Annotated in this window: 18 protein-coding genes and 3 tRNA genes; 17 read left to right on the top strand and 4 right to left on the bottom strand. The window is 67.5% G+C overall.

The window, feature by feature from the left end:
* The first annotated feature begins 20 nt into the window (after positions 1-20).
* Together ML539_RS05240 and mnmA are read left to right on the top strand one after the other, a co-directional pair.
* The gene (locus ML539_RS05240) at positions 21-1,967 is read left to right on the top strand and encodes an alkaline phosphatase family protein (RefSeq protein WP_243321325.1); all 1,947 of its coding nucleotides are present in this window, start codon (positions 21-23) and stop codon (positions 1,965-1,967) included.
* A 45-nt stretch (positions 1,968-2,012) separates the two neighbouring features.
* Positions 2,013-3,134, top strand: coding sequence for a tRNA 2-thiouridine(34) synthase MnmA (gene mnmA, locus ML539_RS05245; protein ID WP_279341518.1), 1,122 nt, complete (start codon positions 2,013-2,015; stop codon positions 3,132-3,134).
* A gap of 10 nt (positions 3,135-3,144) precedes the next feature.
* Here mnmA and amrB read toward each other — a convergent pair whose 3' ends face one another.
* The 4 genes from amrB to ML539_RS05265 all read right to left on the bottom strand — a co-directional run bounded on the left by amrB (position 3,145) and on the right by ML539_RS05265 (position 5,236).
* Positions 3,145-4,296: an AmmeMemoRadiSam system protein B gene (gene amrB / locus ML539_RS05250; protein ID WP_243321330.1), complete on the bottom strand. Its 1,152-nt coding sequence runs from the start codon at positions 4,294-4,296 to the stop codon at positions 3,145-3,147.
* A 258-nt stretch (positions 4,297-4,554) separates the two neighbouring features.
* Positions 4,555-4,629 (bottom strand) — tRNA-Cys (locus tag ML539_RS05255).
* 61 nt (positions 4,630-4,690) lie between these two features.
* Positions 4,691-4,765, bottom strand: a tRNA-Gly gene (locus ML539_RS05260).
* A 36-nt stretch (positions 4,766-4,801) separates the two neighbouring features.
* Positions 4,802-5,236 carry a transcriptional repressor gene (locus tag ML539_RS05265; RefSeq protein WP_243293660.1) on the bottom strand — a complete coding sequence of 145 codons (435 nt, stop codon included), beginning with the start codon at positions 5,234-5,236 and terminating at the stop codon, positions 4,802-4,804.
* Positions 5,237-5,260: 24 nt separating this feature from the next.
* Here ML539_RS05265 and ML539_RS05270 point away from each other — a divergent pair, with 24 nt between their 5' ends.
* From ML539_RS05270 to ML539_RS05340, 15 genes are all read left to right on the top strand, one after another.
* A complete protein-coding gene (locus ML539_RS05270) occupies positions 5,261-6,946 on the top strand; it encodes an ATP-binding protein (RefSeq protein ID WP_243321331.1) in 1,686 nt (561 codons plus the stop codon).
* A 194-nt stretch (positions 6,947-7,140) separates the two neighbouring features.
* Entirely contained in the window at positions 7,141-7,623 is a 483-nt protein-coding gene (locus tag ML539_RS05275; protein ID WP_243321332.1) for an LSm family protein, read from the top strand.
* A gap of 27 nt (positions 7,624-7,650) precedes the next feature.
* The gene (locus tag ML539_RS05280; protein ID WP_243321333.1) at positions 7,651-8,799 is read left to right on the top strand and encodes a 4-hydroxythreonine-4-phosphate dehydrogenase PdxA; all 1,149 of its coding nucleotides are present in this window, start codon (positions 7,651-7,653) and stop codon (positions 8,797-8,799) included.
* Positions 8,796-9,500, top strand: coding sequence for an aminotransferase class IV (locus ML539_RS05285; protein ID WP_243321334.1), 705 nt, complete (start codon positions 8,796-8,798; stop codon positions 9,498-9,500). The genes ML539_RS05280 and ML539_RS05285 overlap by 4 nt, the downstream gene beginning before the upstream one ends.
* The gene (locus ML539_RS05290; RefSeq protein ID WP_243321335.1) at positions 9,500-11,485 is read left to right on the top strand and encodes a PAS domain-containing protein; all 1,986 of its coding nucleotides are present in this window, start codon (positions 9,500-9,502) and stop codon (positions 11,483-11,485) included. Before ML539_RS05285 ends, ML539_RS05290 begins: the two co-directional genes overlap by 1 nt.
* A gap of 37 nt (positions 11,486-11,522) precedes the next feature.
* On the top strand, positions 11,523-12,908 hold the full coding sequence (glmU, locus tag ML539_RS05295) for a bifunctional UDP-N-acetylglucosamine diphosphorylase/glucosamine-1-phosphate N-acetyltransferase GlmU (RefSeq protein ID WP_243321336.1): 1,386 nt from the start codon (positions 11,523-11,525) through the stop codon (positions 12,906-12,908).
* 34 nt (positions 12,909-12,942) lie between these two features.
* Positions 12,943-13,719 carry an ABC transporter permease gene (locus ML539_RS05300; RefSeq protein ID WP_243321337.1) on the top strand — a complete coding sequence of 259 codons (777 nt, stop codon included), beginning with the start codon at positions 12,943-12,945 and terminating at the stop codon, positions 13,717-13,719.
* Positions 13,720-13,723: 4 nt separating this feature from the next.
* Positions 13,724-14,515, top strand: coding sequence for an ABC transporter ATP-binding protein (locus tag ML539_RS05305; RefSeq protein WP_243321339.1), 792 nt, complete (start codon positions 13,724-13,726; stop codon positions 14,513-14,515).
* Positions 14,512-15,978: an MlaD family protein gene (locus tag ML539_RS05310; protein ID WP_243321341.1), complete on the top strand. Its 1,467-nt coding sequence runs from the start codon at positions 14,512-14,514 to the stop codon at positions 15,976-15,978. The genes ML539_RS05305 and ML539_RS05310 overlap by 4 nt, the downstream gene beginning before the upstream one ends.
* Complete coding sequence (locus ML539_RS05315) at positions 15,975-16,763, top strand: DUF116 domain-containing protein (protein ID WP_243321342.1); 789 nt, start codon at positions 15,975-15,977, stop codon at positions 16,761-16,763. The genes ML539_RS05310 and ML539_RS05315 overlap by 4 nt, the downstream gene beginning before the upstream one ends.
* On the top strand, positions 16,760-17,662 hold the full coding sequence (locus ML539_RS05320) for a UbiA family prenyltransferase (RefSeq protein WP_243321344.1): 903 nt from the start codon (positions 16,760-16,762) through the stop codon (positions 17,660-17,662). Before ML539_RS05315 ends, ML539_RS05320 begins: the two co-directional genes overlap by 4 nt.
* An 81-nt stretch (positions 17,663-17,743) precedes the next feature.
* Positions 17,744-18,580 (top strand): serine hydrolase, encoded by an 837-nt coding sequence (locus ML539_RS05325; RefSeq protein ID WP_243321346.1) that lies wholly within the window; start codon positions 17,744-17,746, stop codon positions 18,578-18,580.
* Positions 18,581-18,584: 4 nt separating this feature from the next.
* Entirely contained in the window at positions 18,585-19,250 is a 666-nt protein-coding gene (locus ML539_RS05330) for a polyphenol oxidase family protein (RefSeq protein ID WP_243321348.1), read from the top strand.
* A 52-nt stretch (positions 19,251-19,302) separates the two neighbouring features.
* Entirely contained in the window at positions 19,303-19,662 is a 360-nt protein-coding gene (locus ML539_RS05335) for a SpoVG family protein (protein WP_243321351.1), read from the top strand.
* A 64-nt stretch (positions 19,663-19,726) separates the two neighbouring features.
* Positions 19,727-19,798 (top strand) — tRNA-Gln (locus tag ML539_RS05340).
* Positions 19,799-20,181: the final 383 nt, after the last annotated feature.

Raw genomic sequence — 20,181 nt, forward strand, 5'->3', positions numbered from 1 at the left:
GAACCTTCTTGGGAATCCGATTGACCGCTGACCGACCGACGCCCCCCTCCCCCGACAACGGCCTGGCCGCCAGATACCGCCCGCTGTTGCTGCTGGCCGCCTGGTACCTCGGCCTCGGGTCGCTCCTCCGAGTGGCCCTCTGGTTGACGTCCGGTCGCGAGGCGCAGGTGTCCATCACTTCCCTGCTCTGGGTCCTGCCGGCAGGGCTGGTTTCCGACGCCGTCCAGGCTCTCTACGTGCTCTTCCCCCTGGCCCTGTACCTGTGGCTCAAGGCTCCCGCCAAACCCGGGCGCGCCGGGGCACCCATCGCCTCCTCTGCCGCCACTTTCCTGTACGTGCTGGGCGGGCTCTTCCTCGCGGCCTGCGAGTTCTTCTTCTTCGAAGAGTTCAACTCCAGGTTCAACCTGGTTTCGGTGAACTACCTGATGTACCCGACGGAAGTGGCCGGGGACATCTGGTCGGAATACCCCGTCGTCAAGATCCTCCTCGCCTGCGCCGTGTTGGCGGCCATCGCCACATGGCGGCTGCGGAGCCACTGGTCGAAGGCACTGTCCACGCCCATGACCCTCAAGAAGCGCAGCTACGCCATGGCCCTCTATGGTGCCGCACTGGCGATCGCCATCGCCTGGATCCCCGCCACCCTGGTCGCCGCTTCCCAGAACCGGGTCACCAACGAGCTGGCGGAGAACGGTCTGTCCACCTTCTTCCGGGCGCTCCGGACCAGCGAGATCGACTATCACGCCTACTACGCCACCCGACCCCGCGCCGAAAACCTAAAGCGGCTCACCTCCCAGCTGGCCATGGGGGGTGGGACCTTCACCCGGTTGTCCGAAGGCCGTCTGGATCGCCAGTTTCCGTCCCGCCCCGACGGCCTGGGGAAGCTGAACGTGATCCTCGTATCGAGCGAATCCTTCGGCGCCGAATTCAGTCACCTCTACGGATCATCCCGGGACTGGACGCCCGAGTTCGACCATTTCGCCCAGAAGGGGCTCTGGTTCAGCCATGTGTACGCCACGGGAACCCGTACGGTCCGCGGCCTGGAGGCCCTGTCCACCTCCCTGCCCCCGGTTCCCACCGAATCGATCCTCCGGCGGCCCGGTCACGAAGGCATGGCCACCCTCGGGTCCGTCCTCCGGGCCCAGGGCTACCAGACCGCCTTCCTGTACGGCGGCTACGGCTATTTCGACAACATGAACGCATTCTTCCAGAGCAACGGCTATGACGTCCTCGACCGGACCAACCTGAAGACCAAACCCCGATTCGAGAACATCTGGGGGGTCTCGGACGAGGATCTGTTCGACATGGCCCTGTCCTACGCGGATCAGCAGTCGGCCAAGGGCGGCCCGTTCTTCATCCACATCATGAATACCTCCAACCACAAGCCCTTCACCTTCCGTCCCGGCCTGGAAGCCATCGGCGTGAAGGCCTCGGGAGGAGGCCGGGAGTCCGGCGTGCGCTACGCCGACTTCGCCCAGGGGCAGTTCCTCCGGGAGGCGGAAAAGCACCCGTGGTTCAAGGACACGCTCTTCATCGTCGTGGCGGATCATGGTGCCAGGGTCTACGGCCGCCAAGAGATCCCCCTTCGGACCTACGAAATCCCGCTGATGTTCTACTCGCCGGCTCATCTGTCCCCCAGGCGCTCGGATGGCCTCATGTCCCAGATCGACCTGGCCCCCACCCTGATGGGCCTGCTTGGCCTGCCCTACACGGCGCCTTGGTTCGGCCAGGATGCGCTGAACACGCCGGAATCGGGACGGGTCCTGCTGTTCAATCACAACGATCACGTGGCCCTGATGAAGGATGGCCTCCTCACCGTCCTCGGCCTGCACGGCAGCAGGGTGTCGAAGATCTACGACTTCGAGAAGGACAGATACCTCCCCGCCCCATCGGGACAGGGGCATGACGACCTCACCGTGGCCTACTACCAAACCGCCTACGAGCTCTTCAAATCCAGGAATTACAACTGATCACCGCTTTCTGACCGCCTCGGGATCTGAATCGTGAGCTCACTGCTGTCCCACGCTCAAGCGTCCCTCCAAGACCACCCCTCGCTCCGGCCTGGGGACAGGGTTCTTGCGGCCATGTCCGGCGGGGTCGACAGCTCGGTCATGGCCGCTCTCCTCCATCGGAGCGGCTACGAGGTCATCGGCATTTCCATGCAGCTCTTCGACAAGAAGACCACTCAAAGTTCAGACGGGAAATGCTGCACCCTTGATGACTTCCAGGACGCTCGCAGGGTGGCCTTCGAGATGGGGTTTGCCCACTATGTGATGGATTTCGAGACCCAGTTCAGAGATACGGTCATCGAGGGCTTCATCCAGAGCTATCTGGATGGTGAAACACCAAGCCCTTGCATTCGTTGCAATCAGCACCTCAAGTTCTCTGCCCTGATGGAGCGGGCCGATTCGCTGGGGGCTCCCTTCGTCGCCACGGGGCACTACGGGACCATCCGGCTCGAAGATGGCCGCTGGCACCTGCGGAAGGCCTCCGATCCGGCCAAGGACCAGAGCTACTTCCTCTTCCATCACACCCAGGCCACCCTCGCACGGACTTTGTTCCCCCTGGCTCACCTGACCAAACCCGAAGTTCGGAGTCTAGGTGCTGAATTGGGTCTACATCTGGCAGAAAAGGCCGAGAGCCAGGAGATCTGTTTCGTCACCCAGGACCGCTACGATGCCTTCCTTGAAGCAGAGGGCCGTGATCCAGGCCTGGGAGATGGGGACATCCGCCACCTCGACGGTCGCGTTCTTGGCCGGCATCACGGGTACTGGCGGCACACGGTGGGCCAGCGGCGGGGGCTGGGAATCGCCTTCGCCGAACCCCTGTACGTGGTCCGGGTCGAACCCGCCACGAACACCGTCTGGGTGGGCGGCGAGTCCGAACTCTTCAGCCGGGAGCTGGTGGCCCAAGAGCTGAGCTGGGTGGATGCCCCGCCCCGAGGCCCCCTGGTCTGCCAGGCGCGCATCCGCAGCCGGGCTCCCGAGGCTGACGCCCTCGTGATCCCCCTGCCGGATGGCCGGATGAAGGTCGTGTTCGATGAACCCCAACGGGCCATCGCCCCGGGCCAGGCTGTGGTCTTCTACCGGGACGGGGATGTGCTGGGCGGCGGCTGGATCAGCGCCCGGCCAGAGTGAGACAGTGGGGTCACGGCCCGCCCAGGGTGTAGGCCACGCCTGGGTAGCTCACGAAGTGGCAGAGGTTGGCCTCCGCGGTCGCCCCCAGGCCCAGGTCCCGAACCGGGAGCTGGGGGAAGCTGATGGAGGTGCCGAAAGCGACGGGGTGCCCGACCGGAGCGGGCCGACCTAGGCTCCTGGCCGTTTCATCCAGGAGCAGAAGGCCGAAGGGTATGGAGAACCGACCACACCAGGGCATGCGGTACTGGTCGGGATCCTGCGGATTGACCACCGCCTCGTAGAAGGCCCGGGCCTTCGCCGGCGTCACCGACCCGGCCAGGGGCCCCTTCAGCAGCTGGCGGTCGCGCTCGATGGCCTCGGTGTAGGCCTGCGCACCGCCGCTGCCGTGGGGTGTGTACTTGAAGTCCTCGCCGTAATGAATGCCGTCGGAGGAGATGACGATGGCCAGATCCCGGCCGAGCGTCCAGCCACGTGCCCGCATGCTTTCCGCCAGGGCCCTGCCGAGGTGGGAGGCCAACTCCTGGAACCGCTCGAAAGAGGCCGAGGGCAGGAGGATGGGCACGATCTCGACGCTCGGGTCCTGGTGTTTCAGCCAGTAGGCGATGGCCTCGACCGAGTGCTCGCTGTCCTGCATGGCCGCGTCCTGGATGACATCCATGGCGGGGATCCGCTTCAGCAGGTCCTCCCGCAGGCCGGAGACAGGGATCTCGCCATCCGGGGAGCGCCAGGCCCGGTAAGGATCGAACACCAGGGCGTTCTTGGCGCCGAAGCGGCGGTATTTGTGGAAAACCCCCACCAGGACGATGGTCCTGGCCTTCACCAACGGGATCAGCCGGCGATATACGCGGCCGGCATAGAGGTAGTCGTCGTGGGGGCAGATGAGACCTGCCACCCCAGGGGGAGGCATGGGCCCGAGCGCTTCTGGGGCCGGCGGAAGAGCGGCCCGTTCCCACACCTTGGCCATCTGGTTCGGTGTCGAGGCAAACCCCACGGCGTCCTGCTGACCCCGGAGATCTCCCTGGGAGGGAATGCCCATGGCCTTCCTCACCTCTTCCACCGTGGGCCGCGGAAGGGGGGCGGGAACCGTGGAGAGCGAAGCTTGGGCGAGGCCCGGCAGGCATTCGAGGAGACTGGCGCAGAAGAGGGCCGCGACGCGTTTCATGGGGATCTCCGGAACCACCGTAACAGCACGAACGCACGCCATCCGCGACTTCGACCCCGATCGGCGCACGAAAAAGCCCTCTTGCGGGGGGTGGTTGGAGGCGCCGATCGGAATCCGGTTCCCGCCGCGCGGCTGGCTGCGCACGGCCCTGGTCGCCGGGGACGGCACATCGAGTGGCGTCCCCGGCGGGGCCTACCTGCGCGCCATCCGCGACTTCGATTCCGATCGACGCGAAAAAGCCCCCTTGCGGGGGCTGGTTGGAGGCGCCGATCGGAATCGAACCGATGAATACAGGATTTGCAGTCCCGGGCCTTACCACTTGGCTACGGCGCCTTGCGTTTGGTGCGATGAGGCTTCTGACATGATCCGGGCCGCTTGCGCGGCCCGGGTGGAGTGGAGCGGGTGATGGGATTTGAACCCACGACTTCAACCTTGGCAAGGTTGCACTCTACCACTGAGTTACACCCGCGTGAGACATCAAGACTAGCAATGGCGCGCGATACGGTCAACGGTCTTTTTCGGATCGGCAGGTAGGGCAGAGTCCGAACAGCATCAGCTGATGCCGGGTGATGCGGAATCCCGACAGGGTCTCGAGTTCGATCAGCGATTCGTCGAGACCGCACGCGTCCACTTCCACCGTGCGACCGCACCGCTCGCACTGGAGGTGGTGGTGATGCCGACGCGAGTCGCAGCGGACGAAGCGCATCACCTGGTCCGGGCCCATGATGCTCTCCGCCCAGCCCTCCTGCACGAAGCGTTCGAGGTTGCGGTACACCGTGGGCAGGCCCGAGCGGCGTTCCGGCATGCGCTCCCAGATCTCCTCCACCGTGAGCGGACGATCCGAATTCCGGAGGACCTGGAGAATCCCCTCGCGCTGAGGCGTCTGCCGCATGCCTGCGGCGCGCAGGGAAGGCGAGGGAACGGGGGCAGGGTCAGGCATGGTCCTAGGATGCCAGATTCGGGCATGCTGGACCCTATGCTCCAGCGCACATTGGGGCGGTTGGGCGCCCCGGACGCCAGCCAGCCGTTCCTTCCACTCGCCTTCCGGCTCTACGCCAGCTTCGGCCTGCTCGTGCTGCATCTCGCCCTGCCCGCCGAAGGGCGCGTCGTGGGCGCAGGCGAGGATCTGTATCTGACCTGCCTGGCGCTGCTGCTTCTCGAGTCGATCTGGGAGGCCAGCCTCGGCCTCCGTGCCCGGGACCAGATCTTCCCTACGCCCGCCCTGCCCTGGATCTGGTGGAACCTGGTGCTGGACTTGGCCCTGGTCACCCTGGTGATCGCGTACCAGGGGGTGGCCCATGAGCGCTTCTCCACCCTCTACATCTTCCCCGTGCTGGCCTCCGCCTTCTACCTGGGCACTTCGGAGATCGTTTGGGTGGGCGTCGTCTCATCCATCACCCACATCATCCTGGTGCTGGGCTTCACCTTCGGGCTGCTTCCGGCTTTCGGGTTGTCGGGCGAAACCACGGATCCCGATGGCACGCACCTGCCCTTCCTGCTCGGCATCGCCTCCTTGCAGATCTTCGCCACCACCTTGGTGGTGGTGCTCATCCGCCGCAACCTCGACCGCCTGCGCACAGACCTCAGCGCCAGCGAAGCCACCGTGGACGAGCTGTCGGCCCTGCACTTCCGAGTCGTCGAGTCCATGTCCTCCGGTCTCATCACACTGGATCTGGATGGACGCATCACGTCGGCGAATCCCGCCGCGACCGCCATCCTGGGCCATCCCGTGCCCCTGGGCCGCCCCGTCCACGAGGTGCTTCCCCTGGCGCCACCCCTCCCAGCTCAGCACCGCTTCGAGGTGGCGCTTCCGGTGGCAGGTCGTCCTCCCCAGATCCTGGGTGGACATCTAACCTCCCTCCGGGCCCCCAACGGCCAGGAAACGGGTCAACTGCTGCTGTTCCAGGACCTGACGGAAATCAAGGCCCTCGAGGAGCGCACGCGGATCAGCGAGCGGCTGGCATCCATCGGGCAGCTGGCGGCCGGCCTCGCCCACGAGCTCAGGAACCCGCTGGCCTCCATCAGCGGATGCGTTCAGCTGCTGCGGCGACCGGAGGCTCCTGAGGATGTCAGGTCGCGCGTACTGGGCATCCTGGACCGGGAATCCCAGCGGGTGGGCGCCATCGTCTCGGGCTTCCTCGATTTCGCCCGGCCAGAAGCCGGCCCAGGCCAGATACTCCCTCTCGGCAGGATTCTCGAAGAAGCCCGCGCGAGCTGGGAGATGGACCCCCGGACCGAAGGGCTCCCCCTGGACATGCCGGAGCCGGTTCCAGCGCTCATCCTTGTGGATCCGGTCGGGGTCCACCGGATGCTCATGAACCTCCTCAGCAACGCCCGCAAGGCCGTGAAAGGTGTACCACGGCCCCAGGTCCGGCTCACCGCCAGCCTTTCCGAGGGGCAGGTCCGGCTGGAAGTGGAAGACAACGGCTGCGGCATGGCCCCTGAGCAGCTGGATCGCCTGTTCGTGCCCTTCTCCGGCAGCTTCGAGGAGGGGTCGGGACTGGGCATGAGCCTGGTCTACAAGTTCACTGAGGCCATGGGATGGCGAATCGAAGTCCGGAGCCGCCCTGGAGCGGGCACCCGGGTCCGGATTTTCCTACCCGTGTGTCACCAAGCAGAGCCGTTGGCACAGCACAAGGATCAGGCGTAAACTTCCGGCAGCTTTCCGTCATCTAAATCAAGACACACCCTTGCAGGGTCCACTTGGCACCTGCCAAAGTGGTTCATCCCTTCTACGGCTTTTGGATCCTGCCATTGCGCAGGCACCGCCCGGCTTGAGAAGGAATGGCCACACGCCAATGCCTTTGACATGCCCCCGCACCGCCCACCGGGCCAGGATCTGCCATGAATCGGAAGCTCATCCGACCGAACCTCACCGAACTCAAGGACAAATTGGGCATCCCCGCCAAGGGGGGCGGCGGGGAGGTCATGACGCCGGTACCGCCTCCCATCACTGCGGGCGGAGAGCCGAATCCGGCCGTCAATCCGGCGGCGGCCACCGCGCCCCAGGGGCTGGGAAGCCCCCGACGCAAGATCGCGCCGCCTGAACAGACCAACGCCGAGAGCTTCTACTACCTCAAGCAGATGCAGTCCAAGACGCCGATGGTGATCGTGCTCCAGGACGACGAGAAGGTGCGTGGCGTCATCGAGTGGTACGACAAGCACTGCCTGAAGATCAATCGGGTGAAGGAACCCAACGTCCTGGTGCCCAAGCACAACATCAAGTACATCTACAAGCAGGAGGAGGAGCCCCGGATCCGCCGCAGCCGCCCGACCAAGAAGGAGGAGGCGCTGAACGCGGAGGTGGAGATCCCCGCCTACGACTGAGGATGGAAGCGCCCGACCGGGACCACCATGAGCCGCCCACCGCACATCGCCATCACCTTGGGGGATCCCTGCGGCATCGGGCCCGAGCTGCTGTTGAGGTCGCTGCCGACCCTGCGCTCCTGGGGGAACGTGACCGTCGTAGGCTCCCGAGCCGGTGTGGACCTGCTCCAGGGGACGGAGGGAAGGCGCGCCTTCTGGCAGTGGACGGACGCCCCGGCCCCCGCTCCGGAAGGCTTCCTGGGAACGGCCTGCGGCCTCGAAGTGGGCGACCCCAGCGGGTCGGCCACCGCCCTCTGGCTGGATCCCACCCCTGAAATCCGCGTGGAGCGTCTGGAGCTGGGCCGCGGCTCCGCTGCTTCCGGTCGGGCCACGGTGGAAGCCATCCGATGGGCTGCGGGCATGGCCCTGTCCGGCCGCGTGGATGCCCTGACAACCCTGCCCATGGCCAAATCCGCCGCGCATCTCGCCGGGTACCCCATTCCCGGCCATACCGAGTTCCTCCAGACCCTGGCCGGCGCGCCCATCGTCCGCATGGCCTTCGTCAGCCCTCGCCTGTCCGTCGTGTTGCATACGGTGCATCAAAGCCTGCGCTCCGTCGTGGAGGACTTGGACGCGGAAGCCGTGGCCGAGACCTTGGCCTTCTCGGCAGACCAGTTCATCCGGCTCACGGGGAATCCGGATCTCCGCGTGGCCCTCTGCGCCCTCAACCCTCATGCGGGTGAGGCTGGCGCTTTCGGGGACGAGGAAGGCCTGCTGGCGGAAGCCCGCGACCGAGCCGAGGCCGCATTTCGCAAAGCGGGGCCAGCGGGTCCCTTCGCCGACCTCCCGTCCCCGTTCCCGAGGGATTCCAAAGCCGCCTCGGCGCCACGGTTCTCGGCCCCCCTGCCCTCGGACAGCCTGTTCCATCGCGCCGTCTCGGGCGAGTTCGACCTCGTGGTGGCGTTGTACCACGATCAGGGGCTCATCCCCATCAAGCTGCTGGAGCCAGCCCGGGCGGTGAATCTCACCCTGGGGCTGCCCTTCATCCGGACAAGCCCCGATCACGGCACCGCCTTCGACAAGGCGGGCAAGTGGGCGGCGGATCCCAGGAATTTCCTCGAAGCCGCTGCGCTGGGGGTGCGGCTCGCCGGGCGGGCCCGCCAGGAACCCTGGGCCGCCCAGGTGGTCGGCTCTTGAGCCCGGCTCTGCGAGCCGAATTCGGGCCGGGCGCCACGCTGTCCGGCGTGGACGTCCATGCCGGCGCGATCCCCCGCACCGCGCTGCCCGTGCGCCACGGATCGCCCCTGCACCTGGACGCCCATATGGATCGCCTGCAGGCTGGGGCTGGCGCCCTGGGCCGATCTCCCGCGTGGCTGGACGAGGCCGCCGGGGAGCTCCGCCGCTGGCTGGAGCGCCATGCCGCTCCCGAGGCGGCGCTGCGGCTGGAACTCCACCTGGACCTCAACCTCCTGGATGCCCGGCTGGAGCCTCTTCCCCAGGCCACGGCGCCCTACCGGCTCGCGCCCATGCCGCATCCCATGGGAGATCTCCGGCCCGATCCCCTGGCACTCCACAAGGGGCTCTCCGGCCCCTGGCGGCCCCAGGTTCTTTCCGAGGCCTGGCGGCAGGGGGCGGAGGATGCGCTGCTGCTGTGGCCGGACGGCACCCTGGCCGAAAGCGCCATCGCCACCGTCGCCCTGGAGCGTGAAGAATTCCTGACCCTGCCGCCAATCGAAGGCCGCGTGGCCAGCGTGGCGGAGCGCATGGACCTCCCCCGCTGGACGGAGGAGCGGGGCTGGCGGGTGCAGCACGCTCCCATCGCCCTCGAAGATTGCGCTCAAGGTCAGCTCTGGTGCCTGAACGCCCTCCGCGGTCTCTGGCCCGCCACGCTCCTCTGATGCACGCCATGGATTTCGCGGACCTGGTTTCCGCCCTCCTGCTCCCCCTTCCGCCCTGGCTGGGGTTCTGGATCTTCCGCCGCAGGGGGCGCGTGGGCCTCAGCTATGGCTACTTCCTGGGCGGCATTCTCGCCGTGCTGGCACAGCCGTGGGCCTTCCTCACCGGCCTGCCCCTGCCGGCGGCCCAGCTCGGCGCCGCCCTGTTCGGATTCACCCTCTTCCTGCAGGCCCAGCGGGAGGGCGTCCAGGGGGTGAGGCGCCTGGCCGTGGGGGTCGGCGGAGCGAGCCTCTTCCTCGCCCTCTTCCTGGCGAGGCTCCACCTGCCCTGGCAGGAGGTCGTGCGCTTCTGGATCGGTGCGGCCTTCGAAGCCCTGCTCTGGCTGGTCCTCTCAGACCTGGCCTACCGGTGGACCCACGGTCGCCAACTGGAGTTGCGGATGCCCCTGGTGGGGGCCGCCACCCTGGGCGCGGGCGCGCTTGCCCAGCTCCTGCTGCCGCCAGGCGCGCCGCGGTTCTCCTGGCCATCGGCCCTCCTCGCGGGACTGCTTCTCGGCCTGGTCGCCCTCCAGCAGCTGAAGTGGCTGCGGGAGCAGGGAGCGTGGGTGGAGGGACGGGGCCAGGGGCTCCGCATGGCTCTGGCCCTGATCGAGAAATCGCGACCTGCGGAACTCCCCGGATTGGCCCTGGGACTCGATCCCCGCCAGCCCATGTGGCTGGTGGACGACCAGGGTCGCGTCCTCGAATCCAATGGCCCTTTCAGCCAATTGGTGGGGCTGCCCCGCAATCAACTGCGCGGCTACGTCATGGATGCGCTCTTCCAGGGAGGCGACCAGCCCGTCTGGCAGGCCATCCGGGACCAGCTCCTCCAGTTCGGGAGCGCCTCCGTGGTGGCGACTCAGGTCAGCGAGGACGGAACCTTCAGCGAAGTCCTGCTGGAGGCCACGGCCTTCGATCGTGGCATGGGCCTCGTGTGGATCGCCCATTCCGCCGCCGGGGCCTTGACCCTGCAGGCTGGCGGGGCGCTCCGCGCCAGCGGCGACGAGGATCGCCGCAGGCTCGGCGCGAACGCCCTGCTGGCCCTCTCCGCAGCCTCGGACCGCCTGTTGGCCGACGCCCCCGACGGAGTTCTCCGCGAAGCCGCTGGGCGGGTGAAGGAGGCCTCCGGCCGGCTGTACCCGCCTCCAACCGCACGCGGCCAGGTGGAAGGCCGGCCAGCGCTGGAAAACCTGCTTCCCGGCCTCCGGAAGGTCCTGCCACCCGGCCGGAGCCTGGATCTCCGCGCCGTGCCCCTCTCGCTGGCCGTGGCGCCGGAATCCCTGAAACGCATCGCGACCCAACTGCTGCTCCACGCCCGCGATCGCACGGGCCGGGAGGATCTGGTCCTGATCCTGGAGACCGCGGACCTGGGAGGCCACGACTTCGGCCTGCTCCATGCGGAAACCGCACGAGAAGCCGGGGGCTGGTCCCGTGAGCTGTTCGGCCTGGGCTGGTTGCGGGAATCCGTGCTGGAGGCCGGGGGGATGCTGGAGCTGGAGCGGGACCACCAGGCGGGAGTCCGCCCGAGGGTGTACCTTCCCGCGGTCACGCCGGCACGCCCATTGAATGGCCCCATGCTGGCCGGACGAATGCTCTGGATCGTGGACGGCGACCCCCTGGCCCGGAGTGCGCTGGCCGACCTCGTCCACCTTCTGGGAGGGCGATCGGAGAGCTTCGAGGATCTGCCGCACCTCCTGAGGGGAAGCCGAGGGCAGCCGCAACCCGATGCCCTGATCCTGGAGCGCACCCCGAAGCTTGAACGCTTCCACCGGGCCCTCCGCGCCTTCCAGAAACAGCCCATCCCGACCCTGGTGATCGGCATGGGCCAGCCGCTGCCCATGGATCCTGGCTCCCTGGGCCTGCGCCGGATCGCATTCCTGGAGAAGCCTTTCGAGTCCGCGGACTTCGCCAAATCCGTGCTGGCGCTGTTGCGGCCCCCGACCGAGTGAACCTGGTGGCTGTTGTAGGCTGGAGACGGGAGGCAGTATGTCGACGGTAGCGGTGATCCTGGCGGCGGGGCTTGGAACCCGCATGAAATCACGGTTTCCCAAGGTCCTGCACCCGATCCTGGGCGATCCCTCCCTCCTCTGGGCCCTGCGAACGCTGCCGCCCGACCTGGGCGGGGCGATCGTGGTGGTCCACCACGCCAAGGAACTGGTCCTGGGCGCGCTCGAAGCCTGGCGGAAGGCGGGCCTGCTGCCCTGCCCCGTCACGGTCGTGGATCAGGGCGAGCCCCTGGGCACCGGTCACGCTCTGCAGGTCTGCATCCCCGATCTCGACCGACTCGGCGCCTCCAAAGTGGTCATCCTCTGCGGCGATGTCCCTCTCACGTCTCCTGCCACGGTGACCCGCCTCTGCTCCGCGGAAGCCCTGCTCCTGGCCATGGACATGCAGACCCCGGGCTCCTACGGGCGGGTGATCCAGCATCCGGATGGCCGCCTGGCGGCCATGGTGGAAGCCAAGGACGCCACGCCCGAGCAGCTGGCCGTGCAGCGCGTGAATGGAGGCGCCTATGCCCTCCCCTGGCCCGCCCTGAGGAGGGCCCTCCAGGGCCTCACCAACCACAACGCCCAGAAGGAGTACTACCTCACGGATGCCGTGGCGTCCGTGGCCCGGGAGCTCCCCGTGGCCGTGGAGGTCTGCGATCCCGAGGAGCTGGCGGGCATGAACTCGCGGCAGGATCAGGCCACCCTTCAGGCCGCGGCCCAGCGGCGCATCCAGCGGCACTGGATGGCCGAGGGCGTGACCTTCCTCCATCCGGACAGCACGCTCGTCGGCCCGCGGGTGGTCCTCTCGCGCGACGTCCTGCTGGAACCCGGCGTCCGCATGGAGGGTGCAGTACGCGTCGGTGAGGGCTGCCGCATCGGCCAGGGGAGCGTGATCGTGGACTCCGTGCTGGGTGAAGGCGTGGAGGTCCGGCCCTACTGCGTCATCGAGCAGGCCCTGGTGGGCCCCGGGGCCAAGCTGGGGCCCTTCGCCCGGCTGCGCGAGGGTACGGACCTGGCTGAGAACGTCCACGTCGGGAATTTCGTCGAAACCAAGAAGGCGAAGCTGCATCGCGGCGCCAAGGCCAACCACCTCGCCTACCTCGGCGATACGGAGATCGGCGAGGGCACCAACATCGGCGCGGGCGTCATCACCTGCAATTACGATGGCGTGAACAAGCACCGAACCATCATCGGCAACCGTGTGTTCGTGGGATCAGACACCCAGCTGGTCGCTCCCGTGACCATCGGCGATGGCGCTCTCATCGGAGCGGGCAGCACCATCACCCGCGACGTGCCTGCGGATGCCCTGGCCCTGAGCCGGACGGCCCAGACGGAAAAAGAAGGCGGCGCATCAAAACTCCGTGCCCGGCAGAAGAAGGGCTGACTCGGGTAAGCTAGTTTTTTGCCCCCGGAGCCCCATGGTTCTGACCTTCATCGACAAGACCGGTGCCAGCGTCCTCAGTGCGCTCGATACCGCGGGGGACTTCGCCACGCTGGCGGGGCGGACCTTCGTGGCCATCTTCAAGCGGCCCTTCGACGGCAAGAACCTACTGAACCAGTTCCAGGCCGTGGGCGTCCACTCCCTGCCGGTCGTGATCCTCACGAGCGTCGCGGTGAGCATGGTGTTCGCGGTGCAGCTGGCCTTCGGCTTCCGACAGTTCCAGGCCGAGGGCCTGGCCGCGCAGGTAGAGGGCCTGGCCATCGTCCGCGAGCTCGGTCCGGTGATCACGGGCCTCATGCTCTCGGGCCGCATCGGCTCGGCCATGGCCGCGGAGCTGGGCACCATGCAGGTGACCGAGCAGATCGACGCGCTGGAGTGCCTGGCGACGGATCCCATCCACTACCTCTTCGTGCCGCGCTTCCTGGCCTCCATCGTGGTGGTCCCCCTGCTGACGGTGATCTCCATCTACGTCGGCTTCTGGGGCGGCTACCTCATCCTGGTGGGCGTGGAAGGCCAGAGCGCCTTCGTCTACAGCCACGAGTTCTACAAGCTGCTGGCCTTCCGGGACCTCCGCATCGCGCTCTACAAGGCCCTGGTGTTCGGCATGATCATCGCGCTCGTGGGCTGCTGGAAGGGCTACCGAACCCAGGGCGGCGCCGAGGGCGTGGGCAACGCCCCGACCAGCAGCGTCGTGACCAGCTCGCTGTGGATCCTGATCTCCGACTTTTTCCTGACCAAACTCCTGCTGGTGTGACGGCATGGCTCTGATCGACGTCGTCAACCTGTCCAAGGCTTTCGGTCCGAAGGTCGTGCTGTCCAACGTGAACCTCCAGGTCCAGGAGGGCGAGAGCCTCGTGGTGCTGGGCGGCTCCGGCACCGGCAAGACCGTGCTCCTCCGCAACATCATGGGCCTGCTCACGCCGGACGCCGGGCACGTGGCCATCGAGGGCAAGATCATCGCCCAGCTCAAGCGGGAAGAGCTCTTCAAGGTCCGCCAGAGCATCGGCATGTGCTTCCAGATGGCCGCGCTCTTCGACTCCATGACCGTCTTCGAGAACGTGGCCTTCGGGCTCCGGCGGCACCTCAGCATCAGCGAGGAGGAGGTCCGGTCCCGCGTGGATGAATGCCTCTCCCTGGTGGGCATGAAGGGCACAGACAAGCTGAAGCCCGCGGAGCTCTCCGGCGGCATGAAGCGGCGCGTGGGCTTCGCCCGGGCCATCGCCCTCAAGCCCAAGATCCTCCTGTTCGACGAGCCGACCACCGGCCTGGATCCCGTGATGACCGACGTCATCGGCCGCGTGATCCTCGACCTCAAGCACGAGCTGGGCGTCACCACCATCACCATCACCCACGACCTCAAGTCCGCCTTCGAGATCGCCGATCGCATCGCCCTGCTCTTCCGGGGCGAGTGCATCGCCTGCGAGCCGCCGGACGCCTTCAAGGTGAACCCGCATCCCGTCATCCAGCAGTTCCTGCGGGGGGACGCGGATGGCCCGTTCCTTCAAGATCCGCCCCCGCCAAAAAGAAAAACCAAGGAGGGCCAAGCATGAAGCCCGAAACCAAGGTCGGCCTCTTCTTCACGGGAGCCATTGTTCTTCTGGCCGTGCTGGTCTTCCGCTCCGAGAAGCTGGAGATCGGCGGCAAGAAGAACCAGTCCGAGCGGTTCACCTTCTTCGACTCGGTGGCGGGCCTGAACGTCCAGAGCGCCGTGCGCATCGCCGGCGTGAAGGTGGGCGATGTCCGCACCATCGCCCTCGAGAACGGCAAGGCCCGCGTGGTGGTGGGCCTGGACCCTTCCGTGCCGGTCTATGCGGATGCCTTCGTGTCGCTGGGCTCCATCGGCATCCTGGGCGAGAAGTTCATCGACCTGGACGCGGGCCACAGCGCCAAGGGCCTCTTCCCCGAGGGCCAGCCCCTGCCCAGCAAGGCGGGCGTGAGCCTCGACAACCTCATGGAGACCCTCTCCGAGATCGGAAAGAACGTGAAGGGCGTCACCCAGGCCCTGAACGAATCCATCGGCGGGGAACAGGGCCGGGAGAAGCTCGACGAGATCGTGGACAACATCCGTGTGCTCACCGCCGAATTCCGGTCCATGGCCCAGGAGAACCACGCCGCCATCAACAACACCATGGGCAATGTCGAAGCCATCACCGCCGACCTGCGGGACAAGCTGCCCAAGCTGGCCCAGCAGTTCGAGACGGTGGGCAAGAACCTGAACGCCATCCTCGAGGAGAACCGACCGGAACTGAAAGGCGTGATGACGGATGTCCGCAAGCTGGCCCAGAGTTTCCAGGGCACCGCGGACAACCTGAAGGTCCTCACCGACCGCATCAACAACGGCCAGGGCACCATCGGCAAGCTGCTCAACGACGAGACCACCATCAAGAAGATCAACGAGGCGGTGGACAATGTGAACGGTCTGCTGGGCGGCTTCAACAAGATGGAGTTCCGCCTCGACATGGATGCGGCCCAGTGGGACAAGCGCAACGACAGCCGCGTGGCCCTCGGCCTCGAGATCGCGCCCAAGCCGGACTATTGGTACGCGCTGGGCTTTGCCTCCACCCCCGACGGGAAGCTGAGTGAGAGCACCCGCACGGTGACCCAGCTCGACCCCGTCACGGGCCTGCCCGTCACCGTCCTGGAGAAGACCAGGTCCGTCACGACAGACCAGAGCTTCACCGTGTCCGCGCAGTTCGCCAAGCGCCTGGGCGCGGCCGTCTTCTCCGCCGGCATCGTGGAGGGCAAGGGCGGCGGCGGCATCGAGTTCCGCACCCTGGACAACGATCGCCTGCGGCTCGGCGTCCTGGCCTACGACTTCACCAAGCGCCCCGAGAAGCCGAATCCGCGCTACCGCTTCACCACCAGCTACCAGTTCTGGAAGGGCGCCTACGTCCAGGCCGGCGTCCAGGACATCGGCAACAAGGACCTCCGCACGGTCTTCTTCGGCGGCGGCCTCCGCTGGAAGGACGACGATCTCAAGAAGATCATCGGCCTGGCCGGAGCCTCCAAGTGAAGGAAGCCCGCGCCCTGCCTCAGCCCGGCAGCCTGCCGGACGAACGGGGCGCGCTCTTCCTCTGGGTCCGCCGGGGCCTGCCCACCGCCGTCTCGGTCGTGGCGTTCGCGGGGGCGGCGCTCCATTCCGCGGGCCGCGGGTGGTGGCTGCTGGCCGGTGTGGCCGCGCTCGCCGCGGCCTGGCCCAGTTTCCTGCGAGGCGAAGCCCTCCTCCGGAACGGGGCGGCGATCCGCCGCCAGGACAGCATCTGGGCGCATGCCTTCAGGCCCATCGCCCGCTGGCTCGGGCAGGAGGACGCCTGGATCCTCTCCTACTGCGGCTACAACAACCAGCAGGTCCGCGAGGCCTTCAGCGGGCACCGGGCCAGGCGGGCCCTCATCCTCCTCCCCCACTGCATCCAGATGGCCCGCTGCAAGGCCGGCATCCTCGATGATCTCGAGGCCTGCTACGACTGCGGCCTGTGCCCCGTGGGCGACTACATGAACCTGGTGCTCACGAACCGCTGGGAGGGACGCATCACCAACCGCAGCCACAAGGCCTACCGCGAAGCGAGGGAATACCGGCCCGACCTGGTGGTGGCGGTCAGCTGCTCGGACCGGCTGCTCAAGGGCCTCACGAAAATGCCCGAGATCCCCTGCTATGTGATTTCCCTGTCTCTGCCCCATGGCATGTGCGTGGACACGGACTTCAGCGTGCCCCACCTGCTGGCGGCCATGGAGACCCTGGTGGAGCCCCGGCGCCCTTCCGGCGAAGTCCAGGCCCTGCGGCACGAAGGCATCGCGTGACGGCAGGAGCCGGCGGCTTTCCCATCCGGGCCTTCTTCCAGCGCCTCCTGGGCCCCAGGACCATGGCCTATCTGCTGCACCTGCGGCCCCTGGAATGGCCCATCATGACGGCCCACTTCCTGCTGGGAACGCTGCTGGCCGCCGGCTGGGCCTTGAAAGCCGCGCCCACGCTGCTGGGATGGCTCGTCTTCGTCGCCCTGCTCAACGGCGGCACCCTGGCCATCAACAGCGCCTTCGACCAGGACGAAGGCGACATTGGCTACCTGAAGGCGCCGCCGAAGCCCCCGGAGCATCTCCTGGCCTTCTCGTCCGCCCTGCTGGCCGCCTCCGGCCTGCTGGGCTTCCTGCTGCCGCGGCCCTTCGCCCTGATCAACCTCGGCTGTGTGGTCATGAGCGTGCTGTATTCGGTGCCCCCGATCCGCATGAAGGCCCGGGCCGGCTGGGACCTGCTCATCAACTGCATCGGATTCGGCCTGTTCACGCCCCTGGCGGGCTGGGCCATCACGGGGCGGCCCTTCGACGCGGCCATCCTGCGGGCCTCCTGGGGCTTCGCCTTCCTCTTCGCCACCCTCTACCCCATGACCCAGATCTACCAGGTGGCGGAGGACACCCGCCGGGGCGACCGCACCCTGGTGATCCGGATGGGCGTGGGCCGGAGCCTCGCCCTGGCCCTGGTTGCCGCCCTGGTGGCCCACCTGCTCTTCGGGGCCGCGGTCATGGCCCTGGGGCGTCACCTCTGGCCCCTCGGGATCTCCCTGGCCGCCTGGCTGGCCGTGCTCCTGCCCTGGCTGGCCGGCTGGCGCGCCTGGAGCGACCACCGGCACGAAACTGGCATGTACTGGGGTCTGGGTGCCTGGGCGGTGACCGACCTCAGCCTTTTGGTCCTGCTCTGGCCCTGACCATTTTCTCTGAAGGAATCGACCATTCGATCCAGTAGACTAGGAACGAGTGACGACAATCGTTATCTTCATGGAGCAGGCATGGGATTCAAACGCGGAATCCAGAGGCTGGCAATCTTGTGCTTCGTGGGCCTCACCGCCCTGCAAGCGGCCTCCCGCTCCCAGGCCAAGCTGTCGCTCAAGTCGGCCTCGGCGCTGGTGCTGGACCAGAGCACCGGCCAGGCCCTGATCGAGAAGCAGGCCGGGGCCATCCAGCCCATCGCCTCGCTCACCAAGCTCATGACGGCCATGGTCCTGCTGGACGCCCGCCTGGATCCCCAGGAGATGCTCACCATCACCCGGGACGACATGGACATGCTTCGCCACAGCAGGTCCCGCCTGCCCGTGGGCACCCACCTGCCCCGGGAGCAGGCCCTGCTCCTGGCCCTGCTGGCCTCTGAGAACCGCGCCGCCCACGCACTTGGCCGCACGTTCCCCGGCGGCCTTTCCGCCTTCGTCGACGCCATGAATGCCAAGGCCAAGGCCCTTGGCCTGGAGGCCGCCCGCTTCGAGGACCCGACGGGCCTCTCCGCGGGCAATGTGGCGACCGCCCACGATCTGGCCCGCATCATGGAAGCGGCCTACCGCTATCCCGAAATCCGCGACTTCACCACCCGGCCCGAGACCACCCTCCAGTCGGGCCGCCGCAGCATCCAGTTTCCCAACACCAACGCCCTGGTGCGCAGCCCCCGCTGGAACATCGGTCTCTCCAAGACCGGCTACATCGAGGAGGCTGGCCGCTGCCTGGTCATGCAGGCCATGCTCGCCAACCGCCCGGTGCTCATCGTGCTGCTGGATTCCTGGGGCAAGTACTCGCGGCTGGGCGACGCCAACCGCATCAAGTCGTGGCTGGAAGCCAAGCTCGGCTCCAAAGGCTGAGGCCTTGCTCGTCCCATCCGTCCAGCCCCCCTTCCCGCTGATCTGGGGGTTCTCCACCCGCCTTGATCCGCCGGAGGCCCTGCCCTCCCGGCGCCTGAACCAGGTGCATCGCTGCGGCATCGTGGAGGCCACGGATGGGGTTGTGGAGGGCGATGGCCTCTGGACCACCACACCCGGCGTCCGCATCGGCGTGCGCGTGGCCGACTGCGTGCCCGTGCTGCTGGCGGGGCCGCTGGCGGACGGAACGCCGTGGGCGGCCGCCCTGCATGCGGGCTGGCGGGGCGCCACAGGCCACGGGGACCCTGGGGCCGGCGGCGGCATCCTGCGCCGCGGCACGGCACGCTACCGCAACCTGGGAGGGCACCCGGCCGACCTCGTCTGGGCCTTCGGTCCCGCCATCCTGGCCTGCCACTTCGAAGTGGGCGACGAGGTCGTCGAGGCCGCCCGGCAGGACGCCGCCTGGCACGAGGCCCTGCACAGCGAAGGCCCCTCCGGCAAGGCCCACCTCGACCTGCACGGGTTCCTGCGCGCCCAGGCGCTGGATCTCGGGTTGGATCCCGCGAAGGAGGGCAGCGTGGCCCTCTGCACCGTGTGCCGCCCCGACCTGCTCTATTCCTACCGCCGTGGCGAGACTACCGGGCGCCAGTGGGGCTGGATCGAGATCGGCTAACCTGGAGATCGGCCCTGCCCCAAGGACGGAGGCCGAGGAACCGGGGACCGCCATGCTCAACATCACCGATATCCGCATCACCAAGGTGGAAGGCGACGACAAGCTGCGGGCCTTCGCGGCCCTGGTCATCGACGACTGCTTCCTGGTGGGCGACCTGCGGGTGGTGGAAGGCGAGGATGGCTACTTCGTGGCCATGCCCAGCCGCCGCAAGCGGGACGGCAGCTTCAAGGACATCGCCTACCCCCTGAACAACCCCCTCCGCGAGCAGATCGAGGAGAAGGTGCTGCTGGCCTACGAGGCCGCCACCGGCCACCGCGCCCTCAGCCGCCTTGAGCGCGGCGAAGCCGCCCAGGTGCGTCCCGACCTGCTGAGCGTCGAGGAATTCGGTTTCACCCCCAAGACCAGCTCCTGAGGCCGCACCCCGGGCCTGAGGGCTTGGGCGGGACGCGAACCCGCGCTATGCTTGCCTTTCCGCCTGGGGAGTAGCCAAGTGGTAAGGCAGCAGGTTTTGATCCTGCGTACCGAGGGTTCGAATCCTTCCTCCCCAACGAAAACGGCCGCCGCCAGGCGGTCGTTTTCGTTGGGGGGCGTATGGAGGATTCGAATCAGGGATGGCGCGCAGGTAGGGCCAGCCGGGGACAGCCCGGGGGCTGTCCCCGGCGGTCCGGCGGTAGCCGGAGGCCCGTGCGCAGCCAGCCCTGCGGCCGGAGCGTCACCCGCAGGATGACGCGGAGGGAATCCTTCCTCCCCAACCAATGTTGTCCGGGGGTTCCGCGCTTCGCGCATACCCCCGGGCCCCCGCGCGAAAGGCCCGGCATAACCGGGCCTTTCGCTTGCACTCCCTACCGAGGTCCCGCCAGGCGGTCGTTTTCGTTGGGGAGCGTATGGAGGATTCGAATCAGGGATGGCGCGCAGGTAGGGCCAGTCGGGG

It is taken from the genome of Geothrix sp. SG200, from assembly GCF_022808935.1.
GTDB lineage: Bacteria > Acidobacteriota > Holophagae > Holophagales > Holophagaceae > Geothrix > Geothrix alkalitolerans.

Coding starts and splice junctions, on each gene's coding strand:
- ML539_RS05310 (WP_243321341.1), top strand. CDS start 14,512: ATGAAGCCCGAAACCAAGGTCGGCCTCTTCTTCACGGGAGCCATTGTT.
- ML539_RS05335 (WP_243321351.1), top strand. CDS start 19,303: ATGCTCAACATCACCGATATCCGCATCACCAAGGTGGAAGGCGACGAC.
- ML539_RS05290 (WP_243321335.1), top strand. CDS start 9,500: ATGCACGCCATGGATTTCGCGGACCTGGTTTCCGCCCTCCTGCTCCCC.
- ML539_RS05265 (WP_243293660.1), bottom strand. CDS start 5,236: ATGCCTGACCCTGCCCCCGTTCCCTCGCCTTCCCTGCGCGCCGCAGGC.
- ML539_RS05280 (WP_243321333.1), top strand. CDS start 7,651: ATGAGCCGCCCACCGCACATCGCCATCACCTTGGGGGATCCCTGCGGC.
- glmU (WP_243321336.1), top strand. CDS start 11,523: ATGTCGACGGTAGCGGTGATCCTGGCGGCGGGGCTTGGAACCCGCATG.
- ML539_RS05305 (WP_243321339.1), top strand. CDS start 13,724: ATGGCTCTGATCGACGTCGTCAACCTGTCCAAGGCTTTCGGTCCGAAG.
- ML539_RS05325 (WP_243321346.1), top strand. CDS start 17,744: ATGGGATTCAAACGCGGAATCCAGAGGCTGGCAATCTTGTGCTTCGTG.
- amrB (WP_243321330.1), bottom strand. CDS start 4,296: ATGAAACGCGTCGCGGCCCTCTTCTGCGCCAGTCTCCTCGAATGCCTG.
- ML539_RS05275 (WP_243321332.1), top strand. CDS start 7,141: ATGAATCGGAAGCTCATCCGACCGAACCTCACCGAACTCAAGGACAAA.
- ML539_RS05270 (WP_243321331.1), top strand. CDS start 5,261: ATGCTGGACCCTATGCTCCAGCGCACATTGGGGCGGTTGGGCGCCCCG.
- ML539_RS05300 (WP_243321337.1), top strand. CDS start 12,943: ATGGTTCTGACCTTCATCGACAAGACCGGTGCCAGCGTCCTCAGTGCG.